At 45.3% G+C, this 20009-nt stretch carries 18 protein-coding genes; 12 read left to right on the top strand and 6 right to left on the bottom strand.

The features are described 5' to 3' along the window. Positions 1 to 39 precede the first annotated feature (39 nt). The gene (locus MUK70_RS01265; protein WP_234655718.1) at positions 40 to 1686 is read right to left on the bottom strand and encodes an arylsulfatase; all 1647 of its coding nucleotides are present in this window, start codon (positions 1684 to 1686) and stop codon (positions 40 to 42) included. Between the two features lie 400 nt (positions 1687 to 2086). Here MUK70_RS01265 and MUK70_RS01260 point away from each other — a divergent pair, with 400 nt between their 5' ends. Beyond that, entirely contained in the window at positions 2087 to 3316 is a 1230-nt protein-coding gene (locus MUK70_RS01260; RefSeq protein ID WP_234655719.1) for an exo-beta-N-acetylmuramidase NamZ family protein, read from the top strand. Here the strand turns inward: MUK70_RS01260 and MUK70_RS01255 are convergent. The 4 genes from MUK70_RS01255 to MUK70_RS01240 form a co-directional block, all read right to left on the bottom strand. Then, positions 3285 to 3785 (bottom strand): hypothetical protein, encoded by a 501-nt coding sequence (locus MUK70_RS01255; protein WP_234655720.1) that lies wholly within the window; start codon positions 3783 to 3785, stop codon positions 3285 to 3287. The two genes, MUK70_RS01260 and MUK70_RS01255, sit on opposite strands and share 32 nt — an antisense overlap. Before the next feature lie 118 nt (positions 3786 to 3903). Continuing rightward, the gene (locus MUK70_RS01250) at positions 3904 to 6027 is read right to left on the bottom strand and encodes an ATP-binding protein (protein WP_244784621.1); all 2124 of its coding nucleotides are present in this window, start codon (positions 6025 to 6027) and stop codon (positions 3904 to 3906) included. Positions 6028 to 6227: 200 nt separating this feature from the next. Then, on the bottom strand, positions 6228 to 7472 hold the full coding sequence (locus MUK70_RS01245) for a DUF4932 domain-containing protein (RefSeq protein WP_234655722.1): 1245 nt from the start codon (positions 7470 to 7472) through the stop codon (positions 6228 to 6230). 30 nt (positions 7473 to 7502) lie between these two features. Beyond that, positions 7503 to 8591: a helix-turn-helix domain-containing protein gene (locus MUK70_RS01240; RefSeq protein WP_234655723.1), complete on the bottom strand. Its 1089-nt coding sequence runs from the start codon at positions 8589 to 8591 to the stop codon at positions 7503 to 7505. A gap of 62 nt (positions 8592 to 8653) precedes the next feature. On the opposite strand from MUK70_RS01240, the gene MUK70_RS01235 reads away from it, so the two are divergent. The 11 genes from MUK70_RS01235 to MUK70_RS01185 all read left to right on the top strand — a co-directional run bounded on the left by MUK70_RS01235 (position 8654) and on the right by MUK70_RS01185 (position 17231). Then, entirely contained in the window at positions 8654 to 9358 is a 705-nt protein-coding gene (locus tag MUK70_RS01235) for a Crp/Fnr family transcriptional regulator (protein WP_310590027.1), read from the top strand. A 75-nt stretch (positions 9359 to 9433) separates the two neighbouring features. Beyond that, entirely contained in the window at positions 9434 to 10174 is a 741-nt protein-coding gene (locus MUK70_RS01230) for an SDR family oxidoreductase (protein WP_234655724.1), read from the top strand. A 142-nt stretch (positions 10175 to 10316) separates the two neighbouring features. Continuing rightward, complete coding sequence (locus MUK70_RS01225) at positions 10317 to 10502, top strand: hypothetical protein (RefSeq protein WP_234655725.1); 186 nt, start codon at positions 10317 to 10319, stop codon at positions 10500 to 10502. Positions 10503 to 10675: 173 nt separating this feature from the next. Continuing rightward, a complete protein-coding gene (locus MUK70_RS01220) occupies positions 10676 to 10882 on the top strand; it encodes a hypothetical protein (RefSeq protein ID WP_234601756.1) in 207 nt (68 codons plus the stop codon). 204 nt (positions 10883 to 11086) lie between these two features. After that, positions 11087 to 11644 (top strand): RNA polymerase sigma factor, encoded by a 558-nt coding sequence (locus MUK70_RS01215; RefSeq protein ID WP_255716641.1) that lies wholly within the window; start codon positions 11087 to 11089, stop codon positions 11642 to 11644. Continuing rightward, positions 11619 to 12296 (top strand): hypothetical protein, encoded by a 678-nt coding sequence (locus tag MUK70_RS01210; protein ID WP_234655727.1) that lies wholly within the window; start codon positions 11619 to 11621, stop codon positions 12294 to 12296. The genes MUK70_RS01215 and MUK70_RS01210 overlap by 26 nt, the downstream gene beginning before the upstream one ends. A gap of 71 nt (positions 12297 to 12367) precedes the next feature. Continuing rightward, a complete protein-coding gene (locus tag MUK70_RS01205) occupies positions 12368 to 13009 on the top strand; it encodes an OmpH/Skp family outer membrane protein (RefSeq protein WP_234655728.1) in 642 nt (213 codons plus the stop codon). 387 nt (positions 13010 to 13396) lie between these two features. Beyond that, positions 13397 to 14182, top strand: coding sequence for a hypothetical protein (locus MUK70_RS01200; protein ID WP_234655729.1), 786 nt, complete (start codon positions 13397 to 13399; stop codon positions 14180 to 14182). A gap of 57 nt (positions 14183 to 14239) precedes the next feature. After that, the gene (locus MUK70_RS01195) at positions 14240 to 15364 is read left to right on the top strand and encodes an Rv1355c family protein (RefSeq protein ID WP_244784619.1); all 1125 of its coding nucleotides are present in this window, start codon (positions 14240 to 14242) and stop codon (positions 15362 to 15364) included. 74 nt (positions 15365 to 15438) lie between these two features. Continuing rightward, a complete protein-coding gene (locus tag MUK70_RS01190) occupies positions 15439 to 16257 on the top strand; it encodes an SDR family NAD(P)-dependent oxidoreductase (RefSeq protein ID WP_234655731.1) in 819 nt (272 codons plus the stop codon). An 83-nt stretch (positions 16258 to 16340) separates the two neighbouring features. Further along, positions 16341 to 17231 carry a helix-turn-helix domain-containing protein gene (locus MUK70_RS01185; RefSeq protein ID WP_234655732.1) on the top strand — a complete coding sequence of 297 codons (891 nt, stop codon included), beginning with the start codon at positions 16341 to 16343 and terminating at the stop codon, positions 17229 to 17231. A 104-nt stretch (positions 17232 to 17335) separates the two neighbouring features. On the opposite strand, the gene MUK70_RS01180 is transcribed toward MUK70_RS01185, so the two are convergent. Next, entirely contained in the window at positions 17336 to 19786 is a 2451-nt protein-coding gene (locus tag MUK70_RS01180; RefSeq protein WP_234655733.1) for an ABC transporter permease, read from the bottom strand. Positions 19787 to 20009 lie beyond the last annotated feature (223 nt).

The following is a 20009-nucleotide window of genomic DNA, read 5'->3' as shown; positions in this document are numbered from 1 at the left end:
AGTGATTAGTAAGGGAAACGTCGAGCCTTATACGCGCTGTCAGAAAGTCGGCGGGCGTCTGTTTGGCCGGGGTGCTGGGGCGCCAATGGGTGTTGCTGGCTTGATCTTGTCATAATCTACCACACCGGTCCGTTCTGCCCATTTTGCATAATCGGCCGAAAGTTCGTTTACAATGTCTGTTCTGCTGCTGGCAATGTCGGTGGTTTCGCCCCGGTCAGTTTCCAGATCGTACAGTTCCCATTTGTATGCCGGGTAGGTCGATACGATTTTCCATTTGCCTTTTCGCACGGCGCGGTTGCCTGCCCGCTCCCAGAAGATGGGTTCTCCGCCACGGTCAACCTCCTGGACTTTCCCGGTTAACACTGCGACCAGACTTTTGCCGGGTAAGGGGTTGATATTGACTCCTCCGCCGGTGGCTGGATAAGTGGCTTTTGCGAAATCGTAAAAAGTGGGCGCAAGGTCGATCAGGTGGCCGGTTCCCTTTACAATTGCTCCTGCTTTGATCTGCTTGGGAAACCAGGCGATGAACGGCGCGCTGATGCCGCCCTCGTGCATATTATTTTTGTAGCTCGCATGGGGCGTATTGGAAACATAAGCCCAGGGCTGATCCTGGTAGACATATGACCCGGCTGAACCGGCGGGTCCTGTATTGCGCTGCGGCTTGCGTGGTGATGCACCAGCGTATCCGCCCTGCGCTCCGTTGTCCGAGATGAAGATGATCAGCGTGTTATCCTCTTTTTTCAATGCTTTAAGTTTCTCCCGCAGCTTGCCAATGTTCTGGTCAACGCGATCGACCATTGCCGCGTAAATTTCCATTTTTCGTTCCCAAAGTAATTTTTCGTCATATGGCACATTTTCCCATGGCGTCACGTCCGGGTCACGCTGGGCAAGCGCCTGGTTAGGGTCAGCTATTCCAATCGCCTTTTGCCGTTCAATGCGCTCGTTCCGGAGCGAATCCCAGCCAATGCTATACTTGCCCTTGTATTTGGCAATATCGGCTTCATGTGCCTGCAACGGCCAGTGCGGCGCGTTATAAGCCAGGTAAAGGAAGAAAGGTTTAGGTGTTTTGCTTTGCTCTTCAATGAAAGAAATCGCATGATCGGTAATTTCGTCCGTCAGGTATTTGTCGGCAGGTAGGTTAATGCGTTTGTTGTCTTCGATCAGCTCCACTTTTGGCCCTTTTCCATATTTTCCAAGGTCAAAATAATTGCTGGCGCCATTGATAAACCCATAAAAATGGTCAAACCCACGTTGGTTCGGCCAGGCCAGACTGTCGTTGCCTACATGCCATTTCCCGCTCAGCAGCGTGCTGTAACCAACTCCGCGCAGCACTTCGCCAAATGTCAGCGACTCTTTATTCAAATAGCCCTGGTAAGCAGGCAAACCCAGGTTTACATTGAAATAGCCCACGCCCGCCTTGTGTGGGTATTGACCTGTAATAAGGGAAGCTCGGGTTGGGGCGCAGATGGAGTTATTATAAAATTCGCGAAAACGGATCCCTTCCGTAGCCAGTTGATCAATATTAGGGGTTTTGATCTCAGAACCATAGGCCCCGATATCTGAATATCCCAGGTCATCAACCATGACCAGAATAATATTCGGGCGCTGATCAGCAACGGCTTTTTTCTGGGCAAATGTCGGCGACAGGCCCAACAAGGCACTTACAAAGAATGTAGAAATCTTCATGAGGTTAAAAAAATAAAAGGAACATGTAACACTAGTGCCCCTGATTATGAACAGGTCACAGAGAAAATAAAAACCTGACAGCATGGGCCGGCCCAACTACATTCAACAACAGCAAAAAGCGCCAGGAAGGTAAGAAATTGAAGAGACCACCAGTTGGTTAGCAACAGCTACCCGTTCTGAATATGCATTCATGCGTGAGACAAATTAAAATGCTAAAAAAGCCTTTGCCGGTGGTTGACATAAAGCCTATAAATTTGATAGACAAAGTAAAGTTATAATTTGGGAAGAAAAAAGATTTTTTTTGAAAAATCGTAATTATAAGATCATATTGCCTTGTACCTTGGAGGCGTCCTTCACAGCCCGTATGGTTGATAAAAACAGACTATAAAACCTTCCAAAGATGATGAGATTGATTTCTATACTTTTTTTAGCACTTCTGGCGATCAGCAGCATTGTATGTACTGCACAAAAGGCATCGTCAATCCAGCGAATTTCCAATAAGTCGGAAATTATCACTGGTGCCGACCAGGTTGACAAATACCTGCCATATCTGAAAGGAAAACGAATTGGCCTGGTTGCAAACCAGAGTTCGGTGATCGGCAGGAAAAGCAGCGTAGACAGCTTGGTGAGCCTGGGAGTCAAAATTGTAAAAGTATTTGGACCTGAGCATGGTTTTAGAGGCAATGCCAGTAACGGAGCGGTGGTGAGCAATGAGACAGATGCTAAAACTGGCATCCCCATCATCTCTTTATACGGCAAAAACCAGAAACCCAGTAGAGAACAACTGGCCGATATCGACTTGATGGTCTTTGATATCCAGGATGTGGGCTGCCGCTACTATACCAATATCAATACGCTTGAGTATGTGATGGAAGCCTGTGCAGAAAACAATAAAGAACTCCTTATTCTTGACAGGCCCAATCCCAATGCATATGTGATAGACGGACCGGTTATGACAGAAGATAAATTCAAATCCGCCATAGGCATCCACTACATACCTATGACGCATGGCATGACTATCGGCGAATTTGCACAATATCTGAACGGTGAAGGATACCTGAAAGAACAATGCAGAATCAACATTATAAAGGTCGCCAACTATGACCATGACAAGCCTTATGAACTGCCGATCAACCCCTCGCCGAATTTAAATACACAGCAGGCGGTAATGCTTTTCCCAAGTTTATGCATGTTCGAGGGAACAGCTATCAATGAAGGCCGGGGAACCTACATGCCATTTACGATCCTGGGAGCCCCTGCGTTGAAAGGCAAGTATTCATTTTCATACAAACCGGAAAGCATTCCGGGAATGAGTGAAAGGCCAAACCACAAAGACTCGGTTTGTTACGGACTCGACCTTCGCAATTATGAAATTACCCAGCTTCGCAGAAGCCGCCAAATTAATCTGTCGTGGTTAATTGAATTATACAGTGCCTATCCCGATAAAGCTAACTTCTTTACTCCCGGACGGGCAAACCAGGATATATCCGCTTTTGATCTTCGCATAGGAACTGATCAATTAAGAAAACAGATCATTGCCGGCGTATCGGAAGCAGATATCAGAAAAAGCTGGGAACCCGGATTGCAAAAATTTAAGGCTATACGTATGAAGTATCTTCTCTATCCGTGAAAGACGAAGAATGATGCTGCCAACCGCGAACCCATGCATCTGCTTCTTCGACATCTGTGAAGAAGCGTTCATTATCACTGCTATATAGTAATTCGTACTTCTGAATCTTGGTAGCGTCCTGATGGCAATGCGCTGCTGCAATGCATTGAATATCCCGTTTTCTGGTAATGATCATTTTTTCGGCCTCTTGCGGGAACATTGCCACATATCCAACCTTCCATCCATAATGTGCGAGCGTACGCGGGATGATGTCACGGAAGTATTTGTGCGTATCAATGTCCGCAGCCGTAAAACCATGCAAGTTTACAAATATCTTGAATACCCCCGATTCCGGAATCTGATCCAACGCAGCATCCAGCGTCTGCTCCCAGCGGGTTACGTCCTCTTTAACGATATCGCCACTGATCTGTGTGATGATAAGCCTGTCGTCAGCGTGCCAGTCGCTGCGTATGATTTTAGAATTTGACATCTCTCTTTTGTGATTGGAATAACATTTTGTCTGGCTAATTCCGGCGACGCGCTTTTTGTTCAGCAAATCGACAGAAAGCATTGAATCGTCGACAAAACGCCGGCAGCTAAACCTGGCATCAGAGTCTATCTGCCAGCAATCCCGTTATGATTGCTTTGAAATGGGTCTCATCAAAGGGTTTAGGCAGGATTTCATCCATTCCTATTTCCCGGTAATAGTCCAGTTTTTCTTTATCGGTATACCCTGTAAAACCGATTACAGGGATGCGTGCTTTCCCAAGGTGGGCGTGACTTCGTATCCGTTTGGTGAGCTCAACTCCGTCCATTACCGGCATGCTGATGTCTGTAATTACCAGGTCATAAGCGTTTTTTTCGAACATATCGAGTGCTGATTGGCCGTTATCTGCCAAATCATATGTTGCACTCATTTTATCCATAATCCTGCTGATCAGGATTAAATTCATCTTGTTATCGTCCGCAACCAGAAGTCTTTTGCTTTTCAGATTGGTTTCAGAATTGCGGTTTTTTTCCTGCAAAACCGGCACGTCTTCTGCATTCGCAGCGATCTCGAGCGGGATGTCCACTGTGAAGTTCGAACCTTTCCCAAGGCTGCTTTCAACATTTAGCTTCCCCTGATATAAATCAACGATCCGTTTGCAGATAGCTAAACCTAAACCAGTGCTGCTTTGCCGAACCTGCATATTTGTGCTTGGCACCTGGATGAAATCTTCGAAAACGGAGTCAAGATGTTCCTTCGCAATGCCAACGCCGGAATCCCGAATGCCGATCCGCATCATTCCTTTTCCCTGTCCCTGATTTTCAAAATGAAGTGAAACATCAACAGTTCCCCCTTCCGGTGTGAACTTGATGGCATTGGTAAGCAGATTGATCACCACTTGCTGAATGCGAAACTTGTCGCCTGACAAGGTGAGTTTATTTTCCAGATCATACCTGGCCGAGATGACAATGTTTTTCTCATCTGCAAGAACCGCCAACAAGGCAAGGGATTCGCGAACCAATATCTCAGGACGGAACGGTTCGTTCTGCAGCACGATCTTGCCGCTTTCAAATTTTGAAAAATCCAGTATTTCATTGACCAGCGACAGCATAATATTGGATGCACTTTTTATGGAATCAATGCTTAATCGTAGATCGGTATCCAGTTTCCTGGTATCTATCTGGTTTGAGAAGCCAATGATGGCATTCAATGGTGTCCGGAATTCGTGCGTGATCTGCGCCAGGAACTCGCCTTTTCTTTTGCTTGCGTCCGCGGTTTGTCCGGCAAAAGCGAGTATGGTTTTGTCCTTTTTGTATAGTTTCAGCAGATTGATAACAATCATGGCCGACAGCAAAAGCACCAGGGCCACACTTGCCCATATGAGCAGACTCATTTCTTCGGATTTTGCTTTTGTGGCGGCTAGCAGAGAATCTCTTATCGTCTTTATATCCCTTTGCTCCTGGCTCCTTAAATTTTGTAATGTATTTTGGAGGTTTAAAAATATCAGGCTGTTTATTGCCAGCATGTCCCGCTCCGCCTCATTCAATTCCCTGCGCGCTTTTTCAAAGGAAGAGTGAGGTTTCACGATGGGGCGTTCCACCAATATTTGAAGCGAATCCTCTTTAACCACAGTCTCATGATGCGTCTTAAGAATGCTGCTATCAACAGCGTCTTTATCGCGAATGGCATCCATAAGCCGTTTTACCAGCTTTCTTTTGCCTTTTTTGGAAGTACTAACCTGAATAGAATCAACTTCCTCTGTCTGACGTTGAACTTTTAGCTTTTCGGCCGACCTTACCGCTCTTGCGGCTTTCTGGGTCTCATTCAATGAAAAAGACAACAGGCTATCCACCATCATCCGCAGATTACTAAATTCACGGTCCTTGAGTTGCTTACGCGAAATAAGTCTGGACAGGGATTTTTCCCGGCGATCAGATGCTTTATGATACTCCTCTAATATTCGATTTACTGCTTGCAACTGCCTCACATAGGAACGGAGGTAGCTTGAATCCCGGGTAACAACGAAAAACCGGCTATTATTTTCAGCGGAATACAGAATCGCTATACACGTGTCAATTTTTCGGTAATTATCATTTTCCAGTTGCAGTATCTGGACATTAGACCGAATAGTTTCTGATTTGGAGTTTGTCAGTATGGGGATAAAGGCAAAGACTGCCAGCAAAATTGTGAGTGCCGCTGTCCAGGCAAAAGTTGCCCGCGATGCAGTGGGTCGGGTACTCTCCATGCGCTAAGTCTTATTTTAGATTTGAGGAGTAGAAGATTTAAAGCGTTTTTCATCCCGGCGAAGGAACTGACAAATGTAACTGATTTTAACTTCATCTTGGTTGTTTACGATGCCCTAGAAAGCTCACAGATAAGAATTTCGGTGTTTTCGAACTACTTCCCATTTTCCCAACAGTATTCATCTTTCAGGGGCTTTCGCCGTCATTTTTCAACAGCTTTTCTAACCAAAGCATGCATTGCGGCACGCACAGCCTGGTTGTAGGAAACGCTTTTGGATTCCTTATACCTGGTCAGTTCTTTCAGGATCAGCGGCAGGTAAATGAATTTTCTCTCCTCTTCGTAATGTTTTCTCAGACGCTGCGTATCGGCTGTATTGCCGCGATTTTGTGAAATGATGATTTCTCCCGCCCGTACAAAATGCTCATAGATACATGCTTTCCAGGCTGTGTAACCCTGGTTCGCCATTGTCGCTTTGATTGGCTCAAACAGCTTTTCTGTTTTGGTAATCATTTCAGCGGGTAGTTGATCAATAACCGGATTCACAAATGAATGTCCGAATTCATGCGTGCTCAATTCGAGCAAGTGTTTCTGATCGCTGAAACCCATATCGAGGTTTGAAGAGTCTTTGAAAGCTGGAATCCCGAATGCGCCAAATACATGGAAGGCGTGTTTTTGCCCCTGCTCGGAATAATTTATGCCAAAACCCATTCCCGGCGGGATGGTCAGGCTTGGGGCCAGGATATAACTGGCAAGGTGCGCCTGGTAAAACTTTTCCATCGTAGGTATGAACAGACTGTCCGGCATGCCGCTACGGACCTGGGCCAGCGCATTTTCGTATTTAGGCCGGTTTTTTTGCAGATATTTATCAAAATCGACTTCCCGCCAGAGCTGATTCATGGCATCGATGAATGCAGTCGCATTTTTTCTGGCTTCAACAGTGTCTTTTTTTGGAGAAAAAGCAAGATAATAGCCCGCATCAATCCCACCCCGCAGTGTTGCGTTTGGAAATTCATCCAACTGAACCAGCAGATTAATCAGTTTATCGAGCCAGATATCCTGTGCAAAGCCGATTATGATGGCCAGGTGCCTGCTTTTTTCGTAGTCTTTGAACTGCCGGTATAAATCGAGACCGTATGCGTAGCGCGCCTTTCTATTTGCAGAATATCCCTCTGTTTCAGCCTGAGCGCCCTCATAGCCCAGGAAATAGACAAATCCGAGCAGCTCCACATTTTTATTGATCTGAATTTGAAACTGCCGGTGTGCGGGCAACTTTTGGCCGGTTGAATTCGTCTGGCAAAGAGCGGGGGAAATACTGATAAAAATTAAAAAAATTAGCTGGATGCTTGCTTTCATCGGGTAATGGCTTTTTGTGATTTTGAAAACCAAAACAAGCGAAATGTGATACAGTAAGCGCCCCGCTACGTCTTTCCGGACGTCCCGGATCATGATTTCGGACCTGTTCGGATAACTAACAGCCTATTTTTGCAATTGCAGATATTGAGAAGGCGATTTGCCAGTGTGCTGCCTGAATACCTGGTTGAACGTTGATTTCGAATTAAATCCCGATTCGAATGCCAATGCCAGCACAGTCTTATGCTGCTCCTTTGGGTCGCCCAGCTTGCGGATTACTTCCTGCACACGGAACCCATTCACAAAGTTGTTGAAGTTCGAAGCGCAATGCGTATTAACCAGATAGGAAACATATCTCACAGGCAGATGCAGGTGTGCTGCTACATCTTCAAGCGTCAGCCGCGACCTGGTGTGCAGTCCGTCTTGGTTAAATGCTGCCATCAGATGTTGTAGTTGAGACAAATCGTCGTATTGAGCAAATTCAGGTTTGTCCGCAGATTTTTGTTTGTGCAAGGAAGGCAGCATGAAAAAAGAGTGATCCAGATAACCAAGATAACCCAGCCCGAAAAGACAGACCGTCAGCAACAGGTTCACAACCGGGAAGATGGGCCACTCCAAAATCACTCCTGCAAACCAAAGGAACGTGAGCACAGTAAGAAACCCAAACAAACCATAGAGCCGCAAATAATGTCGCGCGCTGAACACCGGCAATTGTTGCTGCCAGGCAAGCCTGAACCTGTTGAGCTTCTGTGCGTAAAGAGACAAAACGATCACCATCCCGGCGATCGGCAGTATTTCTGTCAAGAAAAACCAGATTGGGTTTTCAAGTAAAGAGGGTCTTTTAACATTTGAGGAACTTGCATAAGCCCGCCAGAACAGGCGGAAACCAACCTCTGCCACAACCGGAAAATAAATGAGCCAGTATTTCTTCTTGAATTGAAAATCAGGTGAGGTAGTAAGCCGGGCAAAAAGCCACAGCGATAAGGGCAGCACCAAATAGCTCTGGTAATTCCAGAAACGGAATGGGTCGGGCTGCTGGTGATAGTGAACCTGAATGCCCCATGCATTTAGCAATTCCTGAGCAAGTACCAGAAGGATCAGCCCAAGAAAAATATGCTGCTTTGGCCCTCTTGCTCCCCGAACGATCAGCGAAAGGCTCAAAACAAATCCCTGCCCTGAGGCCAGCAAAAACGCGAGCGCTTTCCAGTTTTCCATCGAATCATTATTAAGAGCGCCCCGTATCTATGCCGGCGCTCGACTTGTAAAGCATTATCGTCATGAAATTTAACGAAGCCATTCATGGATTAAATCCTTCGGACACATTTCCGGGCGGTAAGGTGACTCGCGTGAGCAACAATGTAAACAAATTACCAAATGATAATTATCCGCAGGCCGGGATTACTAATTTTGCGTTGATGAATGAGTTGATAGAATATATTTTGCAGTTTGGTAGCTTAAACCAGCAACAGAGCGATCTCGTTACCAGAAAAGCAAAGGAGATAGAACTTCGGAAGGATGCGTATTTCTCCGAAGCTGGGCATATTCCCAAACAAGTTGGCTTTATTGTGCAGGGCGTCATGCGCGGCTGTTATTACACCAACACAGGGGAAGAAATTACACGCTGCTTTATTAGTGAAAGTTCCCTGGTGGTTGATTACATTAATTTCGATATCGGTGCTTATTCTTCGGAATACCTGCAGGCCTGCACGGATTGCCGAATGATTGTATTCTCCAAACAAAACTGGGAGGAACTTTCCCAAGCTATTGTAGGGTGGGACAACATTAAAAATAAGATGGTGCAACTTTGCATGCATCAGAAATCCAGAAAAGGGCCGGTGATCTCACAGGATGCTACTACGCGGTATTTGGAATTTTTGGAAAACCATCCGTCGCTTACCAACCGTATTCCACTCGCCTACATTGCCTCTTATTTGGGTATTACACAACAGTCACTAAGCAGGATCAGGAAAAACATTCGGTAAGCCAATTTTACCATTTGGTAAAAAATACCATTTTAAGAGGTTGCTATTTTGCTTCAAGACTTAAACGAAGCAACAATGAAAACAGCATTAATCACCGGAGCCAATAAAGGCATCGGATTTGAAACAGCAAAACAATTACTTCAAAAGGGATTTTACGTTTATATGGGAAGTCGTCAATTGCAAAACGGCTTAGCTGCCGCCAACAAATTAAAGATCGAAGGGTTGACAGCCGTAGAAGCAGTTGAACTCGACGTGACAGATGAAGATTCTGTTAAAGCAGCATATGAACAGATCAGCAAAAAAAATCGCGTATTAGACGTATTGATCAACAATGCGGGCATCAATGGAGGAAAGCCGCCCTACTCCGCCCTGGAAGCAGATCCGAAGGAATTTACAGCGGCGTTCGAGACCAATGTAGTGGGTGTCGCGCGCGTCACAAGCACATTTATCGACCTCTTACGCAGTTCCGGCCAGCCGAGGATTGTTAACGTGAGTACCAGTGTAGGGTCTCTTGCTTTGCAAAGCAATCCCGACTGGCCTGCCTATGACTACGCTAAATATGCAGTTTACGCTTCATCCAAAGCTGCTCTGAATATGTACACCGTTCAGTTGGCCTACGAATTGCGCAACTCTGCCTTTAAGATCAATGCGGTCTGCCCGGGTTATACCAAAACCGACTTTACAGGCAACTCCGGCGGAGCGGTAGAAGAAGCAGGGAAACGTATTGTAAAATACGCATTACTGGGACATGACGGCCCCACCGGCAAGTTTTTCAGTGAAGAAACCAATCCCGCGACAGGCGAGATTCCCTGGTAACTGGCAAAGCCCGTTATGCATAATATAGGTAGCAGCTACACCATGCCGCCATTGTTCTCAGATCTGCGAACAGATGGCAACATCAGTTTAAGTGGAATAATTATTGATGGCGTTCAAAATCTTTCATTTAAACACAAATATTATGAAATCAATTAAAGTAGCATTTTCGATGGTTGGCCTGGGTCTGCTTTTAAGCATGGCTGCATGTAATTCTAATAAGAATGGTGATGGTGCGGGTGGAAGCACAGACTCCACAAGCGCAGATAACACCCAAACACAAATGGAGTCAGACACGATGGCCACAGATTCAGCAAGTAAGGCGCTGTAACCCATTCTTGATTACTCTGAAAATGAGCGGACCTGATTTTGAAATCCAGATTTCAAAATCAGGTCCGCTTTCATTATCCATAAGGAATGGAAATTTGATGCAGACGAAACACCTTAATTGCTATATTTGGATACCGGGATTTCTCCCGGTTATCATACTTAAACTTTAAAAACATGACAGTTCACAGCATTGACGAGCTCGCAGAGGGATTCCAATTAAAATACCCTGAGCTTACCAAATTCGAATCCCTGCAATTGGCGCAGCAAAATCAAATCCTTCAAGCAATCCACGATATAAATGGAACTACTCCAAGTGGACGCCCGCATCTTTCCCTGATTCATGACAAGCTAAGTCAGATTCTGTCGCAACTCGAAAAATAGGTTTTCACAGAGCCCCAAGCACATAAAAACTTCGGACATACATCACAGGCGGGGCCAGTCTAAGAGCCCCGCTATCTCACCTTATCTTCCGCTGTCAAGATCAATGCAAATTGATGCCATTGATATTATTAAAAAAATAATGCTCCGTCAGGCAACCTTTGGCCCTTCGTAATTATTCTTACCAGAGAACATTCGTAAGCGACATTGATTACGCTCTCCATAATTCATCAAGCTCAGCAAAAAGACGTCTGTTCGCAGCGAAAGCTTTTTGATGCCTATGGGAAAATATTGCACCGTATCGCAAGAAGATACCTTTCTGATAAAGGGAAAGTGGAAGATAGCGTATCGAATTCTATTTTCATTATGCTTGAAAAGATGGGCCGGTGCAAGTTTGAATCGGTGGGAGCATTTGAAAGCTGGATTAAAAGAATTGTTGTTAACGAGTGCCTTGCTATCATAAAAAAAGAAAAGCCCTTTAAATTGTTAGGGGAGCACGAAGCAGAAGCCTATCACCTGGATGAAATTGTGATAGAAAACCTAACTGCGGACAGGATCATGGAAGTTATTGCCGGCTTGCCCGTTGGCTACCGAACGGTATTTAACTTGTTTGAGGTTGAAGGTTACGCACATTCCGAAATAGCAGAAATGCTGGGAATCAGCTTAGGCACATCGAAATCACAGCTCAGCAAAGCAAAAGTAATGTTGCAGAAAAGGATTATTGACTTGGATCCGAGTTATGAAAAACGAAAACTTGTCTTATAAGATCAGAGAGCTGGCCGATATATCGGATCAAAGCGACCTGGAATGGGACCCCGACAAGTTCTGGAATCTCTTCCAGGCACGGAAACGAAGGCGGCACAGATGGATTGTGCTTTCTTATTCAACAGCAGTAATGTTAATTTTTGCCGTGGCATATCTGGTTTTTACAGCCGAAAGCATCGATCGCTATAATTATATCAATGCCAGCGCAAGCACCATTCCCCCGGCAAAAAATACGGCCCCGTTACGCAGCAACAACGGTGAAGGAACTTCGCTTTCCAATGCAAAACCCGTTGATTTCGAAACCATTGTCCAAAATGAAGCATCTCACTTTGGGACTTTTAAGGAAAAGTCGAATAAACCGTTAGGAAAGAAAACCAGGTTGTTTGCCAGGAAACCAGGCAACTCCTTACCTATTCGCTCATACAGCACGAACCGATTTATCGAACAGGGCACACCTGTCTTAAACGAAGTAAATGACGAACTGCCCTCCTTGCTGCAAATGTTTGAGCAGGCCCAAAGGGAGCGGGAATTACGGAACCTGAGTGTACAACTGGAAGATCAAGCAAACTATAATGGTTTCTGGCTCACGGTAAATCAGCATTTACTGGCAAATAAGCTTAGCAGCGACCAACTCCATTACGAGCGTTATTGATGGTTCATGGATTCAAACTATGCCCGGTGAGCCGGAATACATTTCTAAATTTCAAATAAAGCTTCACTTATATGAACCGTTTGACAAAGTTAAGCCTATTTGCCGGGCTCATTTTTCTCCATTTTCAGGCTTTAAGCCAGGCAACAGGAACTGTTAACTTCCCGAAAGTAGGCTATACAAATGTTGATTTGGTCATGGCCAGAATGCCAGAAAGTAAGGCCATGCAGAACCAACTGGAAATCACGAAGACCCAGCTCGAAAAAGCAATTGACGAATCCATCAAAGAGTTTCAAGGGAAGGCCGATAACTATCAGAAGACAGCCAGTCAAATGACGGACATAATCCGGGCCGATAAAGAAAAGGAATTGGAGAATCTGCAAACGCGTATTCAGGAAATGCGTAGTAAAGCGCAGTACTCGCTGCAAAATAAACAGCAGCAGCTTATGGCTCCCATCCAAACGAAAGTCAAAGCTGCCATTCAAGAGGTTGGTCGAGAGAACGCTTACGTTTATATCTTAAATATGGATGGCGGTGAGGGAACAGTGCCTTTCATATTGTTTGCATCTGCGGAAGAGAACAATGTCACCAATTTGATATTGAAAAAGTTAGGTATAGACCCCGATCAGCCAGAACCATCCGAAAAGTCAAGTGATATTTCCGCCCCGGCTAATCCATCCAAGCCGCAGCCGGCAACTAAAAACAGCAAGCAGTAAGGGCTAATGTCCTTTATTCTGAAAAGGGCCTGATTCTGTTGCCATATGTACTTCCGATATCAATAATGATGTCGCCATTGATTTGCAATCCCGGGTCCCACCCAATTTATCCAGCGCAAATTACAGCATCAAAAACATAGGGTCTGTCTTTAAAAAGGCAGACCCTATGTTTTTGATACTCCATCTGCTCTTCCCTTCATTTTTATAATTCTTAATACTTCTTAAGGAATGTTTAAAGTCTGGCCTGGAAGCTGAAAGTACTTTTGTCTGACTGAATAACCAAGGGCTTTATGCTTTGATATCATCAAAGAGAATCTCGATATCCGATGATTTATAGCCCAGCCAGGTCAGCTCAAATCATTCCGTTCCATATAAATATCAACTCAAATGAATTTCAATTTCCAGCATCTACTTAGAAATTTCGAGCTTAGAGAACTAAAAAATGAGGCCGATTTGATGGACCATCTGGCCCTGAGAAGAAAGATCTACAGAAAAGAATATTCGGGTGCATACACAGATAATAAATATGACTTGCTATCCAGTGACTGGAAAGCAAACTTGATCGGAATCTACTTTAAAAACCAACAGATCGCTACAATTAGAGTCGTAAAAAGACAAATTAACGCCACGATCCAACAGCAGCTGACAAATATCAATCAAAAGCTCGATCTGCAAATCAGACCAGATACCGCAGATCTTCTTCCGACTGAATATGCGTTTGACATACATTCCGACAGACTGGATTACAAAAGCGCGACCGTAGAGCTGAGCAGGGTCGCCGTGTCGGATGAATTTCGAGGTCTTGGATTGTGCCGGTTCGCAATGCTCGCAGCGATAGGAATTTCAATTCTGGATAATGCAAAATACTGTCTTTACTCCTGCTCGATCAACTCGGTTAAATTTCACGACGACCTGTTACCCATGATGAAGGGAGTTGTTGCCGAGCAAATCGACAATGGCTATCCCGGATTTAAATTCCCTACTTCGTCGGCGGCCGTCCTTTCGGATATTGGCAATATGTCCCAAACGCATACCAATCAGGCAATTCTGGCGGGTATTGTTTGCCGGTATGGGATCGATGTATTAGGCGATCATTTTTCGGAAAAAATCACCCGAATAGCGCACCCCAGCCACGACCATCCTCGGCATGAACAAATGGCGCCCGCTATTTAAAAGGCATTCATACTTCGAAAAAATAATTTAAAAACTCAAATTCCGCAAGTTCCTGCCATGGATATGTCAACAAAGTCTGCTGAAAAAACTTTGGAGCAATCAGACGCTTCGTTTAAACCCATTTTCTTTCGTCTCAGCGATGTCGATGATAAAAAGAGATTGGAAGTTCTTCTTGAAAAAAAACCTGATATACTGCTATCTGATACCATTTACGATCAGCTTTTTGAACTTGTTAAAATTGAAAATCCTACCCAAAAACTGAGTCCGGAACAATCAGATGCCTGCATACAAAAACACTTGGATGGGCTCAGCTTTCGTGAATACGGCGTTTGGGTATATTACCCATGGAGCAGAAGGCTCGTCCATTTGCTCGATCGTGAAGAATTTGGCAGAGTCAGAACCAACCGCAACAATTGCAAGATCACTCCTGATGAACAGCAATTATTGTCTACAAAAAAAATCGGCATCATTGGTTTGTCGATCGGGCACGCTGTTGCATTGACATTGGCCACAGAAAGATCTGTGGGCGAATTGCGGTTGGCCGATTACGATCTGATCGAACTTTCGAACCTGAACCGCATTCAGACCGGCACGCACAACCTGGGTATAAATAAGTCCGTCGTTGCTGCGCGCGCGATCGCTGAAATTGATCCGTTTATCAACGTCCGGATCTATCGCCATGGGATTTCAGAAGGCAATATCAATGACTTTCTGACTCAGGACGGAAAACTTGATCTTCTGGTTGAAGTATGCGACGGCCTGGACATTAAGGTCCTTGCCCGCAAGAGGGCAAGGCATTTCGAAATCCCGGTAGTGATGGACACCAGCGACAGGGGAATGATTGATATTGAACGTTTCGATAAAGAGCCGGAACGGCCTATCCTGCACGGACTGCTGGGCGAGATTGATCCCGAGAGCCTGAAAAATTTATCTACAACAGAAAAAATACAGGTCGTGGGCAAAATAATCAATGCTGATGAAATCTCCGAACGCCTGAAAGCCTCATTGACACAGGTTGGTCAAACGATCACATCATGGCCACAATTGGGTTCGGCTGTGGCACTGGGCGGTGCTATTACCACTGACACCTGCCGGAAAATTCTTCTTGGAATGGAGGTCGAATCGGGGCGATTTTATGTGGATATCGATACGATTATCGGAGTCAGTCGGCAAATGTGTTAAAGATCCCGGATTTTGTGTCAAACCCGCCGCAGGTGCCGGCAATACCTTTGTCATGTAATAAAAATCAAACTATCATGACAAAAATTATTTTAATCACCGGCGCATCCCGCGGCTTTGGTAAACTTTGGGCAAAAGCTCTTTTAGAACGCGGTGATAAGGTTGCCGCAACTGCCAGGAACTTGGAAGATCTGCATAATCTTGTCGAAAAATATGGAGATGCTGTACTTCCCATCCAGCTGGATGTGAACGACAGGGAAGCTTCTTTTGCAGCGGTAAGCAAGGTTAAAGCACATTTTGGCCGCATTGATGTGCTCATCAATAATGCAGGTTTCGGTCTGTTCGGCGCCATCGAAGAAACAACAGAGCAGCAGGCACGGGCCCAAATGGAAACCAACTTTTTCGGTCTGCTATGGCTTACCCAGGCTGTCATACCCATTATGAGAGAACAGGGGAGCGGACACATTATCCAGGTTTCAAGTTTTCTGGGACTGGTTACATTTCCTGTTTTAGGGATTTACAATGCGTCCAAATATGCGGTGAACGGTTTAAGCGAAACGCTTGCCAGTGAAGTAAAAAGCTTTGGAATTAAAGTAAGCCTGATCGAACCCAACGGCTTTTCAACCGACTGGTCGGGGGCGTCGGCCATGCAGACCGAACCAAGCGAAATTTACGCACCAGTAAAACAGGCATTTTTCGAAAGCGCAACACCAGATAGCTGGGGAAAACCCGAATCTACCACCCCTGCGGTTTTACAACTGATTGATTCTGAAAACCCTCCCCTTCACTTTTTGCTGGGCAAGGTGGCCTATCCCGGTGTGAAACAGGTTTACTCAGAGCGCCTGGCCGAGTTCGAAGCCTGGAAAGAAGTGTCAGCAGAAGCACATGGCCATTAATAAATTGAAATAATATAAATCCTGTAACACAATCTGCAAACTAAATCTGGCAGATTGTGTTTTTCTTTTATAAAGATCAAACAATGAAACATTATAAAAATCTGAGTGAATTACACCGGGAAAACGGCTTTGATCCCCCTGAAAACCCGTTATTCAGCATTCATCAATGTAAAGGCACATGCTCGCTCGGTGACCGCGAATTTACCAGCGATTTCTACATGATCGGATTTAAAAAGCTGAAATCCGGCGTCATTTTGTATGGCCGCACCAAGTATGATCACGATTGCGGTTCCATGATGTTTGTGAAACCCCGGCAAATTATTGAAATGAAAAATCTTGAATTTGACGAAGACGGGTTTCTGATTTTCATTCACGAAGATTTCCTGAATGGTCATCCCCTGCACCAGGAGATTAAAAAATACCATTACTTCGATTACGAAACCAATGAGGCGCTGCACGTTTCGCCGAAAGAGGAGATGACGATCTGGGATTTATACCGGAAAATTGAAAATGAATATCTGAACAATCAGGATGAATACAGCCGGGAGATCATCTTAGCCAATGTGGACACCCTGCTCAGATATGCGCAGCGGTTTTATAAAAGGCAGTTCATTAACCGGTCCGAAATTTCGGGTAAAACCGTCAGCCGGTTCATTGACGAAATGGATAAGTATGTAGACAACGGTTTTTTAACTACCAAAGGACTTCCTTCGGTTCATTATATGGCCGAAAAACTGGCCATTTCGGCAGGATACTTAACCGACGTTTTAAAACAGGAAAGTGGAAAGACAGCATTGGAGCATATCCATATCTATCTGATATCAGAAGCCAAGAACCGGCTCAAATCCGAGGACCGTACCGTTTCGGAAATTGCTTATACACTGGGGTTTGACAACCTTTCTTACTTCACCAGACTTTTCAAGAAAGAAGTCGGTATGACCCCTGTTTTGTTCAAAAAGCAAAGTCTTAATTAAGGTTTACCGAGTGAAACAAATGTCTGTTCACAGCCAGGACAGGGAAGCCGTCTTATCGACCTGTTACAAGCCTGTCAGGCCAGAACCTGGCGAAAACGACATTATTATTCTGAGCGTAATGACTTTACGGGGTTCAGCAAAGCTGCTTTCACAGTCTGCAAGCCCACTGTCAGCAAAGTCACCGTGATTACCAGCGCACCCGCCGCGGCGAAAACCCACCATGAAATAGTCGTTTTAAAAGCAAAATTTGCGAGCCACTTATCAAGCATGTACCAGGCAATAGGGCTTGCGATAACAAGCGAAACCGCTACCAGAACCAAAAAGTCACGGGATAATAGCTGTACAATGTTGGTCACCGTGGCACCCAGCACCTTTCGTATGCCGATTTCCCTGGTCCGGTGCTGGGCAACGATCGATACAAGTCCATATAATCCAAGGCAGGAGATCAGGATGGCCAGCCCGGCGAAATAACCGATCAGCTTGCCGAGCCGCTGCTCGCTTTCATATGCATTTGCTATACTTTGATCCAGGAATTCATAGTCGAAACCCTTTTCCGGAAAATACTTATCCCACTCGGCACTAATAAAAGCCATCGTCCCACTGATGTTTTCAGGCGTTAACTTGACAGAAACTTGCGTAAGATGTGGCAGGTCGATGTGCACCAGCATGCCCGCAATGGGGTTTTGAAGCGATTGATTGTGAAAATCCTTCAATACACCCACGATCCTACCCTCCTTTCCTTCCATGTTGACCGACTTTCCGATCGCTTCCTCTGCAGATTTCCAGCCTAATTGTTTCACACCGGTTTCATTGACCAGGAACGCGGCGTTTTTGTCGGTTTGGAAAGTTTCTGAAAGGTTACGCCCTGCCGCAAGTTTTAGCTTGTATGCATTTACGAAACCAAAATCCGTCCCCAGTGTGCCAACGAAGAGACTGTTCTCCTGGGTTTTCCCCTGCGGTACGACATTGCGCAGCACAACCCCGCTACCCATTCTTGCTGTTGAAAATGTAACATCGCTAATGCCGGTATTTTTCAGCAATGCTTCCTTAAAAGTCTTCAATCGCAGATAGGCGCTGTCGTTTGCTGATGCAAACACATTGGTAATCTTTTCGTTTCTGATATCGGCCGTCACCATGAGGTCTTTATCAAAACCCAAGGGCTTATGCAAAAGATATCTGAGTTGCTGAAATGCCACCAAAGAACCGATTACCAGCACAATGGAAGTTATAAACTGCATGGCAAGCAATGCGTGCCTGATGGCCCCGCCTTTCGCATCTCCTGCGCTGAAACTTCCCTTTAAAGTGGCTATCGGCTGAAACCGGGAGATAAAAAAAGCGGGGTAACTGCCTGAAAGAAGTCCTGCGACAATCGCAACGCAGGTAAATGTTGCCAACAAAGCCGGACTTGAAAAAAGGTAGGAAACAGCCAGTTGCTTGCCTGTAAGACTATTGAGCACCGGGATTAAAAGCCCCGTAAAAAGCAAAGCCAATATCAGAGCCATACCACTCATTAGTAGCGATTCGCCCAGGAATTGTGCAACGATCTGGCTTTTTTCACTACCTAATGTCTTGCGGATACCAACTTCCCTGGCCCTGCGCAGCGATCTCGCCGTAGAAAGGTTAATGAAGTTAATGCAGGCGATCAGCAGGGTCAATAATCCGACCCCCAGGAAAACATAGATATAAGTCATGCTGCCCGAAACTTCCTGATTCCCTTCCACCTCCGGATTCAAATGGATATCCGCCAACGGCTGCAAATTGTAAACGATATCATTTGCGAGCTGCTTATCGGAGTGGGTGGCCAGGAATTGAGGAAAGCGCGCATTGACACTTTCGGCTGACGCTCCCGGCCGCAGCAATACATAAGTAGACGAATGCGTGATCACCCAGTTCTGCGGCAGCGTGTTACGTGCCGCTTCGCTTTCGGTCGCAAACATGGTCTGATAATCGGAAAGCAGATCGATGCGGATATGTGAATTGTCGGGCAGCTGACGGATCACGCCAGTAACTTTAAGTGGATGTTTTCCTTCATAAAGAATGGTTTTCCCGAGCGCTGGTTGCTTTCCGAAGTATTTGCCTGCGACTTTGTCGGTAATAACAACGGAATACTTGTTTCTCAGTGCCGTGCGGGAATCTCCTTCTAAAAAGTCCAGGGAAAATATATCAACCAAAGTAGAGTCGGCAAAATAGAAATGATCTTCATCAAACTTGACCGGCTTGATCGTGGAGCCGACCGGAACTTCCATCGTCGCATTGTTTCGGTAAAGGCGCGCTGATCTTTCGATTTCAGAGAAATGATCAGGAAGTAATGGTGAGGCAACGGGCGGCGTCAATGCCAAAAACTGTGTGTAACCGGCAAATTTGGGCATATAGGTGAGCCGGTAAATGCGATCAAATTTCTTGTGGAAGGTGTCGTAGCTAAGCTCGTGGCGCACAAACACCATGATCATAAAGCAGCAAGTCAGCCCAGTGGTGAGTCCTATCACATTAATGAGGGAGAAACGCTTATGTCGCAACAAGTTTCTCTGAGCAATTCTGAGGTAGTTCCTTAACATTTCGGTAGGTGACTTGTTTTCTGATCCGCATATTTTCAGGGCAAGAATACAGGGAATGCTTTTAAGAAAACAAGTGCCGCTAAGATATGGCGACAAAAAGCACGATTTATCGACCAATGATCCTTCATTGACCTAGAAGCCTTTCTTAGCGAACTTAACATTGACATAAAAAGAACTGACTTTAATGTTGTGAATTAACGTAAGATCAGCCAGGCAACTTAAA

The sequence above is a fragment of the Dyadobacter chenwenxiniae genome, assembly GCF_022869785.1.
Lineage (GTDB): Bacteria > Bacteroidota > Bacteroidia > Cytophagales > Spirosomataceae > Dyadobacter > Dyadobacter chenwenxiniae.
This window is presented reverse-complemented; position numbering and strand designations above follow the sequence as displayed.

Coding starts and splice junctions, on each gene's coding strand:
- MUK70_RS01260 (WP_234655719.1), top strand. CDS start 2,087: ATGATGAGATTGATTTCTATACTTTTTTTAGCACTTCTGGCGATCAGC.
- MUK70_RS01240 (WP_234655723.1), bottom strand. CDS start 8,591: ATGGAAAACTGGAAAGCGCTCGCGTTTTTGCTGGCCTCAGGGCAGGGA.
- MUK70_RS01220 (WP_234601756.1), top strand. CDS start 10,676: ATGACAGTTCACAGCATTGACGAGCTCGCAGAGGGATTCCAATTAAAA.
- MUK70_RS01255 (WP_234655720.1), bottom strand. CDS start 3,785: ATGTCAAATTCTAAAATCATACGCAGCGACTGGCACGCTGACGACAGG.
- MUK70_RS01245 (WP_234655722.1), bottom strand. CDS start 7,472: ATGATCCGGGACGTCCGGAAAGACGTAGCGGGGCGCTTACTGTATCAC.
- MUK70_RS01250 (WP_244784621.1), bottom strand. CDS start 6,027: ATGGAGAGTACCCGACCCACTGCATCGCGGGCAACTTTTGCCTGGACA.
- MUK70_RS01235 (WP_310590027.1), top strand. CDS start 8,654: ATGAAATTTAACGAAGCCATTCATGGATTAAATCCTTCGGACACATTT.
- MUK70_RS01230 (WP_234655724.1), top strand. CDS start 9,434: ATGAAAACAGCATTAATCACCGGAGCCAATAAAGGCATCGGATTTGAA.
- MUK70_RS01180 (WP_234655733.1), bottom strand. CDS start 19,786: ATGTTAAGGAACTACCTCAGAATTGCTCAGAGAAACTTGTTGCGACAT.
- MUK70_RS01265 (WP_234655718.1), bottom strand. CDS start 1,686: ATGAAGATTTCTACATTCTTTGTAAGTGCCTTGTTGGGCCTGTCGCCG.
- MUK70_RS01195 (WP_244784619.1), top strand. CDS start 14,240: ATGGATATGTCAACAAAGTCTGCTGAAAAAACTTTGGAGCAATCAGAC.
- MUK70_RS01185 (WP_234655732.1), top strand. CDS start 16,341: ATGAAACATTATAAAAATCTGAGTGAATTACACCGGGAAAACGGCTTT.
- MUK70_RS01210 (WP_234655727.1), top strand. CDS start 11,619: ATGAAAAACGAAAACTTGTCTTATAAGATCAGAGAGCTGGCCGATATA.
- MUK70_RS01200 (WP_234655729.1), top strand. CDS start 13,397: ATGAATTTCAATTTCCAGCATCTACTTAGAAATTTCGAGCTTAGAGAA.
- MUK70_RS01205 (WP_234655728.1), top strand. CDS start 12,368: ATGAACCGTTTGACAAAGTTAAGCCTATTTGCCGGGCTCATTTTTCTC.
- MUK70_RS01225 (WP_234655725.1), top strand. CDS start 10,317: ATGAAATCAATTAAAGTAGCATTTTCGATGGTTGGCCTGGGTCTGCTT.
- MUK70_RS01190 (WP_234655731.1), top strand. CDS start 15,439: ATGACAAAAATTATTTTAATCACCGGCGCATCCCGCGGCTTTGGTAAA.